Source organism: Paenarthrobacter ureafaciens, from assembly GCF_004028095.1.
Taxonomy (GTDB): domain Bacteria; phylum Actinomycetota; class Actinomycetes; order Actinomycetales; family Micrococcaceae; genus Arthrobacter; species Arthrobacter ureafaciens.
In genome coordinates, this window is record NZ_SBHM01000007.1 from 2,171,695 (window position 1) to 2,182,945 (window position 11,251).

6 protein-coding genes and 3 rRNA genes are annotated in these 11,251 nt (G+C 59.7%); all 9 read left to right on the forward strand.

Annotation, left to right across the window (positions count from 1 at the left end; genetic code table 11):
- The first annotated feature begins 309 nt into the window (after positions 1–309).
- The 9 genes from AUR_RS14425 (at position 310) to AUR_RS14465 (ending at position 11,243) form a co-directional block, all read left to right on the forward strand.
- Positions 310–1,838 (forward strand): 16S ribosomal RNA (locus AUR_RS14425).
- 557 nt (positions 1,839–2,395) lie between these two features.
- A 23S ribosomal RNA gene (locus AUR_RS14430) occupies positions 2,396–5,556 on the forward strand.
- 145 nt (positions 5,557–5,701) lie between these two features.
- Positions 5,702–5,818 (forward strand): 5S ribosomal RNA (gene rrf, locus AUR_RS14435).
- The 16S, 23S and 5S rRNA genes sit together here, the layout of an rRNA operon.
- 89 nt (positions 5,819–5,907) lie before the next feature.
- Positions 5,908–6,402: an SRPBCC domain-containing protein gene (locus AUR_RS14440; protein WP_021473769.1), complete on the forward strand. Its 495-nt coding sequence runs from the start codon at positions 5,908–5,910 to the stop codon at positions 6,400–6,402.
- Positions 6,395–6,967 carry a GNAT family N-acetyltransferase gene (locus tag AUR_RS14445; protein WP_277749648.1) on the forward strand — a complete coding sequence of 191 codons (573 nt, stop codon included), beginning with the start codon at positions 6,395–6,397 and terminating at the stop codon, positions 6,965–6,967. Before AUR_RS14440 ends, AUR_RS14445 begins: the two co-directional genes overlap by 8 nt.
- Before the next feature lie 103 nt (positions 6,968–7,070).
- Positions 7,071–8,420 carry an FAD-binding oxidoreductase gene (locus AUR_RS14450; RefSeq protein WP_375338543.1) on the forward strand — a complete coding sequence of 450 codons (1,350 nt, stop codon included), beginning with the start codon at positions 7,071–7,073 and terminating at the stop codon, positions 8,418–8,420.
- 191 nt (positions 8,421–8,611) lie between these two features.
- Positions 8,612–9,949, forward strand: coding sequence for an MFS transporter (locus AUR_RS14455; RefSeq protein WP_021473766.1), 1,338 nt, complete (start codon positions 8,612–8,614; stop codon positions 9,947–9,949).
- 41 nt (positions 9,950–9,990) lie between these two features.
- Positions 9,991–10,470 carry a pyridoxamine 5'-phosphate oxidase family protein gene (locus AUR_RS14460; RefSeq protein ID WP_021473765.1) on the forward strand — a complete coding sequence of 160 codons (480 nt, stop codon included), beginning with the start codon at positions 9,991–9,993 and terminating at the stop codon, positions 10,468–10,470.
- Between the two features lie 71 nt (positions 10,471–10,541).
- Positions 10,542–11,243: a GntR family transcriptional regulator gene (locus tag AUR_RS14465; protein WP_031216928.1), complete on the forward strand. Its 702-nt coding sequence runs from the start codon at positions 10,542–10,544 to the stop codon at positions 11,241–11,243.
- Positions 11,244–11,251 lie beyond the last annotated feature (8 nt).

The following is an 11,251-nucleotide window of genomic DNA, read 5'->3' on the forward strand; positions in this document are numbered from 1 at the left end:
GGTGAAAAATGACGTCAGAATCGCCGATTTGACTCGGAGGAGTTCAGCGGGTAAGTTTGAAAAGTTGCTCCGGAGCGATCTGCTGGCCGTTGTGGTTGGTGGTGGTACTGCTTTGGATTAGTGACCTGTTGTTTGAGAACTCAATAGTGTGCCAAGTTTGTTGATACCGATTGTTTTTTGATTGGTTGAATTTTTGCCGGGCCATTGCGCACCCCCGTGTGTGGTGGTTTGGTTTTCAGCTGGTTTCAGATTTGCAGCTGCTTTTGCCGTGATTTCCGGTGGGGGTGGTTGTGTTTCGTTTTTTGTTTTTGAACGGAGAGTTTGATCCTGGCTCAGGATGAACGCTGGCGGCGTGCTTAACACATGCAAGTCGAACGATGATCCGGTGCTTGCGCCGGGGATTAGTGGCGAACGGGTGAGTAACACGTGAGTAACCTGCCCTTGACTCTGGGATAAGCCTGGGAAACTGGGTCTAATACCGGATATGACTCCTCATCGCATGGTGGGGGGTGGAAAGCTTTTTGTGGTTTTGGATGGACTCGCGGCCTATCAGCTTGTTGGTGGGGTAATGGCCTACCAAGGCGACGACGGGTAGCCGGCCTGAGAGGGTGACCGGCCACACTGGGACTGAGACACGGCCCAGACTCCTACGGGAGGCAGCAGTGGGGAATATTGCACAATGGGCGAAAGCCTGATGCAGCGACGCCGCGTGAGGGATGACGGCCTTCGGGTTGTAAACCTCTTTCAGTAGGGAAGAAGCCCTCTTTGGGGGTGACGGTACTTGCAGAAGAAGCGCCGGCTAACTACGTGCCAGCAGCCGCGGTAATACGTAGGGCGCAAGCGTTATCCGGAATTATTGGGCGTAAAGAGCTCGTAGGCGGTTTGTCGCGTCTGCTGTGAAAGACCGGGGCTCAACTCCGGTTCTGCAGTGGGTACGGGCAGACTAGAGTGCAGTAGGGGAGACTGGAATTCCTGGTGTAGCGGTGAAATGCGCAGATATCAGGAGGAACACCGATGGCGAAGGCAGGTCTCTGGGCTGTAACTGACGCTGAGGAGCGAAAGCATGGGGAGCGAACAGGATTAGATACCCTGGTAGTCCATGCCGTAAACGTTGGGCACTAGGTGTGGGGGACATTCCACGTTTTCCGCGCCGTAGCTAACGCATTAAGTGCCCCGCCTGGGGAGTACGGCCGCAAGGCTAAAACTCAAAGGAATTGACGGGGGCCCGCACAAGCGGCGGAGCATGCGGATTAATTCGATGCAACGCGAAGAACCTTACCAAGGCTTGACATGGACCGGAAAGACCTGGAAACAGGTGCCCCGCTTGCGGCCGGTTTACAGGTGGTGCATGGTTGTCGTCAGCTCGTGTCGTGAGATGTTGGGTTAAGTCCCGCAACGAGCGCAACCCTCGTTCTATGTTGCCAGCGGTTCGGCCGGGGACTCATAGGAGACTGCCGGGGTCAACTCGGAGGAAGGTGGGGACGACGTCAAATCATCATGCCCCTTATGTCTTGGGCTTCACGCATGCTACAATGGCCGGTACAAAGGGTTGCGATACTGTGAGGTGGAGCTAATCCCAAAAAGCCGGTCTCAGTTCGGATTGGGGTCTGCAACTCGACCCCATGAAGTCGGAGTCGCTAGTAATCGCAGATCAGCAACGCTGCGGTGAATACGTTCCCGGGCCTTGTACACACCGCCCGTCAAGTCACGAAAGTTGGTAACACCCGAAGCCGGTGGCCTAACCCTTGTGGGGGGAGCCGTCGAAGGTGGGACCGGCGATTGGGACTAAGTCGTAACAAGGTAGCCGTACCGGAAGGTGCGGCTGGATCACCTCCTTTCTAAGGAGCTGCTAGCAACTGGTTGCTGTGCCTGCATGGGTGTGGTGGTGGTTGTCAGTGTTGCCCATTGCGCAGGCGTCTGTTCTGCGGTGGGTGCTCATGGGTGGAATATCAGCAAATCAAGTTTTTTGGCATGGCCTTTGGTGGTGGTGTCCTGGCGTGAGTACGGCGGCCCTCTTTTCGCACTTTTGTGTGGGGGGGGTTGTTGGGAAAGCGGTCCGGGGTGTTGGTTGCCGGGTTGTGTTTGGCGCACTGTTGGGTCCTGAGGCAACAGGGCCTTTTTGCAGCAATGCAGGGAATCCTTGGTGTTTCTTGTTGTTCCTGCGGCCGGCACCCCCTCGTGTTTGTGTGGGGTGGGTGTGGTTGACGGGGTTGTTGTTTGAGAACTACATAGTGGACGCGAGCATCTGGACACATGGTCCTGCACTCTTTTTGGGGGTGTGGGTTGTGTGTTCTAGCAATTTCTTTGATGAATGAACCTGGCCCTTTTGTGGTCGTGGTTCTCTCGAATTGATTGAGTGCATCAGCCGCAGCCTGTTTGGGTTGTGGTTTTGTGTGGTCAAGTTTTTAAGGGCGCACGGTGGATGCCTTGGCATTAGGAGCCGAAGAAGGACGTAGGAATCTGCGATAAGCCTGGGGGAGTTGATAACCGAGCGGTGATCCCAGGATGTCCGAATGGGGAAACCCCGCACAACGCTGCAAGGTGATTGTGTGACCCGTGCCTGAATTCATAGGGTGCGTGGGGGGAACGCGGGGAAGTGAAACATCTCAGTACCCGCAGGAAGAGAAAACAAGAGTGATTCCGTTAGTAGTGGCGAGCGAACGCGGATGAGGCTAAACCGTTCCATGTGTGATAGCCGGCGGGCGTTGCGTGGGCGGGGTTGTGGGACTTTCCGTGCTGGTTCTGCCGGACCGGTGGGGTGTGGGTGTGCGTATAGGTGAACGGTCTTGAAAGGCCGGCCAGAGAGGGTGTGAGTCCCGTAACCGTAATGTGTGGCACCGCCTTTGGAGAGGATCCCAAGTAGCACGGGGCCCGAGAAATCCCGTGTGAATCTGTCAGGACCACCTGATAAGCCTAAATACTTCCTAATGACCGATAGCGGACCAGTACCGTGAGGGAAAGGTGAAAAGTACCCCGGGAGGGGAGTGAAACAGTACCTGAAACCGTGTGCTTACAATCCGTCAGAGCATCTGCAGCCCTTCGGGGTTGTATGGGTGTGATGGCGTGCCTTTTGAAGAATGAGCCTGCGAGTTAGTGTTACGTCGCGAGGTTAACCCGTGTGGGGAAGCCGTAGCGAAAGCGAGTCTGAACAGGGCGTGTTCAGTGGCGTGATCTAGACCCGAAGCGGAGTGATCTACCCATGGCCAGGTTGAAGCGACGGTAAGACGTCGTGGAGGACCGAACCCACTTCAGTTGAAAATGGAGGGGATGAGCTGTGGGTAGGGGTGAAAGGCCAATCAAACTCCGTGATAGCTGGTTCTCCCCGAAATGCATTTAGGTGCAGCGTTGCGTGTTTCTTGCCGGAGGTAGAGCTACTGGATGGCCGATGGGCCCTACAAGGTTACTGACGTCAGCCAAACTCCGAATGCCGGTAAGTCAGAGCGCAGCAGTGAGACTGTGGGGGATAAGCTTCATAGTCGAGAGGGAAACAGCCCAGACCACCAACTAAGGCCCCTAAGCGTGTGCTAAGTGGGAAAGGATGTGGAGTTGCTTAGACAACCAGGAGGTTGGCTTAGAAGCAGCCATCCTTGAAAGAGTGCGTAATAGCTCACTGGTCAAGTGATTCCGCGCCGACAATGTAGCGGGGCTCAAGTACACCGCCGAAGTTGTGGCATTCACGCATTACCCTAGCCTTCGTGGTTCAGGGGTGTGGATGGGTAGGGGAGCGTCGTGTGGGCGGTGAAGTCGCGGTGTAAACCAGCGGTGGAGCCTACACGAGTGAGAATGCAGGCATGAGTAGCGAAAGACGGGTGAGAAACCCGTCCGCCGAATGATCAAGGGTTCCAGGGTCAAGCTAATCTGCCCTGGGTAAGTCGGGACCTAAGGCGAGGCCGACAGGCGTAGTCGATGGACAACGGGTTGATATTCCCGTACCGGCGAAAAACCGCCCATGTTGAACGGGGGATACTAACCACCGCCGGTCTTTCTTGTTGCGCCACTTGTGGTGTGATGGTTGGGCTGGTGCTGGGACCTGATCCCGGGAGGCAAGCGTATTAACAGGTGTGACGCAGGAAGGTAGCCGGGCCGGGCGATGGTAGCCCCGGTCCAAGGATGTAGGGTCAGGGATAGGCAAATCCGTTCCTGTGTGTTTCGAGCACGATCCTGAGATCTGATGGGACCCCCGCATGGGGGGATCCGGTGATCCTATGCTGCCTAGAAAAGCATCGACGCGAGGTTTTAGCCGCCCGTACCCCAAACCGACACAGGTGATCAGGTAGAGAATACCAAGGCGATCGAGAGAATTATGGTTAAGGAACTCGGCAAAATGCCCCCGTAACTTCGGGAGAAGGGGGGCCTGCCCCGTGATACAGACTTGCTTTGTGGAGCGGGTGTGGGCCGCAGAGACCAGGGGGAAGCGACTGTTTACTAAAAACACAGGTCCGTGCGAAGTCGCAAGACGATGTATACGGACTGACTCCTGCCCGGTGCTGGAAGGTTAAGAGGACCGGTTAGCCCCTTGCGGGCGAAGTTGGGAATTTAAGCCCCAGTAAACGGCGGTGGTAACTATAACCATCCTAAGGTAGCGAAATTCCTTGTCGGGTAAGTTCCGACCTGCACGAATGGAGTAACGACTTCCCCGCTGTCTCAACCATAAACTCGGCGAAATTGCAGTACGAGTAAAGATGCTCGTTACGCGCAGCAGGACGGAAAGACCCCGAGACCTTTACTATAGTTTGGTATTGGTGTTCGGAGTGGCTTGTGTAGGATAGGTGGGAGACGTTGAAACCCGGACGCCAGTTCGGGTGGAGTCATCGTTGAAATACCACTCTGGTCACTTTGGACATCTAACTTCGGCCCGTGATCCGGGTCAGGGACAGTGCCTGATGGGTAGTTTAACTGGGGCGGTTGCCTCCTAAAAAGTAACGGAGGCGCCCAAAGGTTCCCTCAGCCTGGTTGGCAATCAGGTGTCGAGTGTAAGTGCACAAGGGAGCTTGACTGTGAGAGATACATCTCAAGCAGGGACGAAAGTCGGGACTAGTGATCCGGCGGTACATTGTGGAATGGCCGTCGCTCAACGGATAAAAGGTACCTCGGGGATAACAGGCTGATCTTGCCCAAGAGTCCATATCGACGGCATGGTTTGGCACCTCGATGTCGGCTCGTCGCATCCTGGGGCTGGAGTAGGTCCCAAGGGTTGGGCTGTTCGCCCATTAAAGCGGTACGCGAGCTGGGTTTAGAACGTCGTGAGACAGTTCGGTCCCTATCCGCTGCGCGCGCAGGAAATTTGAGAAGGGCTGTCCTTAGTACGAGAGGACCGGGACGGACGAACCTCTGGTGTGTCAGTTGTACTGCCAAGTGCACCGCTGATTAGCTACGTTCGGATGGGATAACCGCTGAAAGCATCTAAGCGGGAAGCTCGCTTCAAGATGAGATTTCCAAACACATTATGTGTGAGAGGCCCCCAGCCAGACCACTGGGTTGATAGGCCGGATGTGGAAGCGAGGACTAAAGACTCGTGAAGCTGACCGGTACTAATAGGCCAACAACTTACACCACACACAACACACTGCACGCGTCCACTATGTGGTTCCCAACCAACAACCCGGGAACACCAACACAACAACACAACTAAACAAGCACCACAGTTGTAACCACACACACTTCCCACCCCCACCACAAGGCGGGGGACGGGTAACAAGGTTACGGCGGTCATAGCGTGGGGGAAACGCCCGGTCCCATTCCGAACCCGGAAGCTAAGACCCACAGCGCCGATGGTACTGCACCCGGGAGGGTGTGGGAGAGTAGGACACCGCCGGACACAAATTACACAGTGAGCCCCGACCACGACGGTCGGGGCTCACTGCATTTAAAACCCACCCCCGAAAACCACGGGTAGAGTTGGTGGTCATGGAAAGTCTTTTCAGCCACCCCACCCCTGACTCCACACCGGCCAACGCAGGTGGGGAGGACCTGGAGCCGTTGGTATTCACTACCGTGGTGCCCACCACCATTCAGCACGCATTCATGGGATTCACGGACCACCCGCACCTGTGGTGGCCCATGGCCGAACACAGCGTCTACGGGGCCGGCTCGCATGTGGAATTTGAGGAGAACATGATCCTCGAGACAGCCGAGGACGGCCGCACGTCGGTCTGGGGCACCATCGACGACTGGCAGCCCCCAATGTCCTTCCACACCAGTTGGTACCCTGCCAGCACCCCGCTCTGGTCTACTGAGATTCTGGTAGCCTTCAGGGCCGTTGACGGGGGAACCGAAGTGCGCCTTGTGCACGATGGTTGGGAGGGCGCTGAAGACCCCAAAGCTACGCGCGATTCCTACGCTGAAGGATGGCCGGGCGTCCTGGCGAACTACTCACGGTTCATGGGCGGAGCCGTTGCCTAGCGCGGGTGCATCCACGGCCGGGATCAGACGGCTCACTGCTGGCGACTGGCAGCAATTGAAAGCCGTGCGGTTGGAAATGCTGGCCGATACTCCCATGGCGTATATCGAGAGCCTGGATGCGGCGCGGCGGCAAACCGATGCGCAGTGGCAGGAACGGGCCAAGGCGATGTCGGGAGACGGAAGCGTCACCTTGATCGCGGAGGAAAACAACCCCGCCCGCCGGATCAGGGGCCTCATGCGCGTAGCCCTGACGCATCCGCAAAAGGTGGGGAATTCACTGCACGCAGTGTTGATCAGCGTCTACGTGGCACCGGAATACCGGGGGCTGGGCTTGGCTGACGAGCTGCTGGTGGCGTGCTGCGATGCAGCTGCCCATGACTTGGGAGCCCACGTGCTGGAGCTCGGCGTCCACGAGGACAATGCCCGCGCGCTGTCTTTCTATGAACGCCATGGTTTCTTACTGACGGGGGAGTCCAAGCCCTTCCCCCAGGACAAGACCAAACGTGAGCTGATCATGGAGCGTCGGCTGACCATGAGCGAAAGGAACACCGACCTTGGCGGATGAAACGGCTATTTCCGGAACCACGGAGGAAAGCATTAGAGGCCGCGCAGCCGTGGACAAAGCTTCGGCGGGACGGGCGCCGGAGGATCGGGATTTCGTGGAACAGCTGGGATCCGGCCTGGCACCATCCCAGCTGGCCGAGGACGAGGCAACACTGACGGTCTACTCCGCAGACCAAGGCCCGCTGCTCGAACGTCACTTGCCACTCGCCGTCGTATGGGCTGAATCGGTGCAGGACGTCCAGCACATTGTCCGTACGTGCTCCGCGCACAGGGTTCCAATCGTTGCACGCGGTGCCGGTACCGGCGTATCGGGCGGAGCCCACGCCACGCGGGGTTGCATCGTCCTCAGCTTGGAACGGATGAAGCGGATCCTTGACCTGAACCCGGATGACGAGACCGCCGTCGTCGAACCCGGCGTCATTAACGCGGAGCTGAACGCTGCTGCCGCTGCGCACGGGCTCATGTATGCGCCGGACCCGGCGAGTTACAAGATGTCCACGATTGGCGGCAACGTGGCGACGAACGCCGGCGGCCTGAGGTGTGCAAAGTATGGCGTGACGCGTGATTCTGTTCTTGCCCTGGACGTCGTCATGGCAGACGGCTCCCTCCTGCATACCGGGCACCAGACGTTCAAAGGCGTGGCAGGCTATGACCTCACGGCGCTGATGGTGGGCTCTGAAGGCACATTGGGGATAGTGGTGGGCGTGACGGTCCGCCTCAAGTACTTGCCCCACGAGGTCCACACCATTGCGGCTTTCTACCAGGATTTCCGCAGCGCAGCTGCCGGGGTGCTGGCGGTCGGCAAAGCGCGGGTGCAGCCGGCCATCATGGAGTTGCTGGATAACGGAACCTTGGAGCAACTGGACGCACTGCACGGCTCGGACCTGCAGAAGCGCGGGAAGTCGTTGTTGCTGATTCAGACCGACGGCTTTGGGGCGGCCGCTGAGGCGGCTGTGGTCCGGCAGGTCCTTGCCGATGGCGGCGCTACAGTCACCATGGAAGCCAGCGCGGAAGCGGAAATGTTGGTAGAGCTGCGCCGCAACAGCCGCGGCGTGGAGGTCGACGACGAGTTCCGCGTGGGCGAGGACATTGCCGTTCCGCGCTCGAAGCTGGTGGAGTTCGTCGCATCGCTCGAGGCCATGGCCGTCCGCCACCGGGTCCGGCTCAAGGTGGTAGCCCACGCCGGCGACGGCAACCTGCATCCGACGTTCTGGATGGACCGCGTGGACGACGCTACAGACGCCGACGCCTTGGTGCGGCTCAACGCGGCCCTGGATGAGTCCATCCGGGTAGGCCTGGAGATGGGTGGGACCATCACCGGGGAACATGGAGTAGGCCAATACAAGCTCCGTTGGCTGGGGCTGGAGCAGCCTGAACCTGTGCGTGAACTGCAGCGCAGGATCAAGGAGCTGTTCGACCCCGCAGGGATCCTGAACCCCGGAAAGGCCATTTAGCCATCTAGGCTTTTGGTATTCCAATAATCTCGATCTGCGTTTTCGGTCATGTTTCGCCGCGCTTTATCAGCGGTTTACTTTGACGTCTTGGCGTCCTATTCTATTTTGGTATACCAAAATACCGAAGAGGGGATGGATGTGGGAGAAAAGCGCCGAGCCGTACAGGGAGAAGTCCAAGACTGAAGACGGTCATGGTGCTGCTGGCCCTGGTGCTGGTGTCCATCAACCTCCGGCCAGCTATCACCACAATCGCCGGAGTGATGAACCAGCTCGAGGATGCCTTCCAGCTGGGTCCGCAATGGCTGCCCCTCCTGGGCACGCTCCCGGTCCTTGCCTTCGGCGTATCAGGGCCCATCGGGCCTTGGCTGGCCCGGCGTCTCGGCGCTGGGCGCGCCGTGGCAGTCGCCCTGCTGGTACTGGCTGCGGCGCTCATTGTGCGGGCCACTGTCCCGGCGCTCCTTTTGCCCGGAACCTTCCTGTGCGGCATGGCGATTATGACGGCCAGCGTGTTGGTTCCCCAGATCGTCAAGACCAACCGCGGCACGGGCTGGTGGACGGGCCTCTGCGCCCTGGGGTTTGGACTCGGTGCAGCCTTGGGCGCCGGACTCGTCCGGCCCTTGGAACATGCCTTGGGCGGCAGCCTCGGTGGGGCACTCGCCGTATGGGCCGTGCCCGCTCTGTTGGGCGCCTTCCTGATACAGCGCTCGGGAGGAGGCCCGACGTCGGCACCGGCCGCAGCGGGCAATGTCACCTCGGCGGGGAATGCCGCCTCGGCTGGCAATGCCACCTCAGCGGGCAATGCCACCTCAGCGGCCGGGGAAGCTGCGGCGCTGACGCCGGATTCGCCGTCGTCGGCTGTCGCGCCCAGTGCTGTGGTGCCCAATGCTGTTGTTCCACTGCGTAAGCAGCGCACGGCCTGGGCCGTGACAGCGTTCTTCGGGTTGCAGGCAATGCTCTACTTCGCCATCACGTCCTGGCTGGCCGTTTTCCTTGTCTCCGAGGGACTCTCCTCCGTGGATGCCGCAGCGTTGCTGGCGTGGTTCAGCCTGGCCGGCCTTCCGGCGAGCCTGCTGGCTCCTGTCCTGGCCGGAAAGCCCAAGGTCCTTCGGGTTCTGGGACCAGGTTTGGGCCTTTCCGTCGCAGTGGCGCTCATTGGTGTCCTGGTAGCTCCGTCCGGGGCCCAGTTCTTCATGGTCGGCGTGCTGGGCGTGGTCCAGAGTGCCGGCTTCGGGCTGGCCATGGCCTTGGTGGTCATACGTTCAGCGGGACCGTTGACAGCCGGCCGGCTTTCCGCGATGAGCCAGGGCTTCGGCTTTGCCCTGGCCTCCCTGGGCCCTCTTGCTGCGGGGCTGCTGCACACCTGGTCGGGCGGTTGGGAGGCTCCCTTCCTGGCCATGGCGGGTGAAGCGCTGGTCTTGGCGGCAGCCGGATACCTGGCGATTCGCGGGCCGCTGGTGAGCATTGAAACCCCCAAAGCAACCGCGAAGGACAACCCGGGCCAAAGCTCCACACCTGAGCTTGTTCCGTAAAGCTGCTGGTCGCGGCCGGGTGCCCAGCGTATTCTCGGCGTATGAACACACCTGGGACCAACAAACCGAACTCCGCGACCGAAATCCTTGAAGTGAACGAATGCTGGGAACTCCTGCGGGGAGTTTCCGTTGGCCGGTTGGCCGTGTGGGTGGACGACCACCCGGACATCTTCCCCGTCAACTACAAAGTTGACCACGGAAGCCTGGTGTTCCGTACAGGGGAAGGCACCAAGCTCCACGCCGCACTCAGCGATACTCCGGTGGCCATTGAGGCGGACGGAGTCAACCCTGACACCGGCGTCGCCTGGAGCGTGGTGGCCAAAGGAAGGGCGTCCGCAGTGAAATTGACGCAGGACGTCCTGGATACCATCGGACTCCTGCTGTTCCCATGGGAAGCAGGCCAGAAGGACCAGTTCATCAGGATTACGCCCAACAGCGTGACCGGGCGGCGTTTCAAAGTGACCCCTCCTGCGACGTGGTGGACTCCCTTGGACGATGCTCCCACCGCCAGCGCCGAGTAGCTGTTTCCACCCGTGTATGCTCGGTTGGAGCGCTGACCGGTGCCGTCCGGCGAACTCGGTTGGGCGCCGGCATGAAGGGGAGTTCCACAGTGGCAGAGGCTGGTCCGGAAAACGGCAACGTCCGCGATGACGAGGCCCGCGCGGAGTACGTATACCAACTGGTGCTCGAAGGCATCGTGTCAGGGTCCTTCGCCCAGGGTTCCCGGCTGCGGGAACGTGAACTCTCGGACATGTACAGCGTCTCGCGCATCCCCGTCCGGGAAGCCATCCAGCGGCTGGAACAGGACGGGTTCGTGGCCACCTTCCCGCGACGCGGCGCGGTGGTACGCCAACTCACCCTGACGGACGTCAATGAGCTCTTCGACGTCCGCCTGTGCCTGGAAACCTTCGCCGCCAGGGAAGCGGCCGCCCGCGTTGCCGAGGGTGGCGACGGCGGCCGCCTCGGGGAACTCATGGAAGCATCCAAAGCTGCCATCGACGAGGACCGTACCGACGACGTCGTCCTCATCAGCGCGGAACTGCACGCGGAGATCGTCCGCCTTTCAGGCAACCGCCTCCTGATGGAGTCCGTGAAGCCCTTGTTTGGACGCATGCGCTGGATCTTCGGCCTGGCGCACAACCGCAGCAACGAACTCCAACGGGAAGAACACACCCAGCTGTGCAACGCGATCCTCAACGGCCGTCCCGAGCTCGCTTACTCGCTGGCCTACTCCCACATAGAGCTGGGCCGCGAGCCCGTGTTGGCCGGGCTCGCGGAAACCCTGGAACCATAAGGTGCCGG

Bases quoted from the DNA above. Each gene is read 5' to 3' on its own strand.
- AUR_RS14440 (WP_021473769.1), top strand. From the start codon at position 5,908: ATGGAAAGTCTTTTCAGCCACCCCACCCCTGACTCCACACCGGCCAAC.
- AUR_RS14455 (WP_021473766.1), top strand. From the start codon at position 8,612: ATGGTGCTGCTGGCCCTGGTGCTGGTGTCCATCAACCTCCGGCCAGCT.
- AUR_RS14460 (WP_021473765.1), top strand. From the start codon at position 9,991: ATGAACACACCTGGGACCAACAAACCGAACTCCGCGACCGAAATCCTT.
- AUR_RS14465 (WP_031216928.1), top strand. From the start codon at position 10,542: ATGAAGGGGAGTTCCACAGTGGCAGAGGCTGGTCCGGAAAACGGCAAC.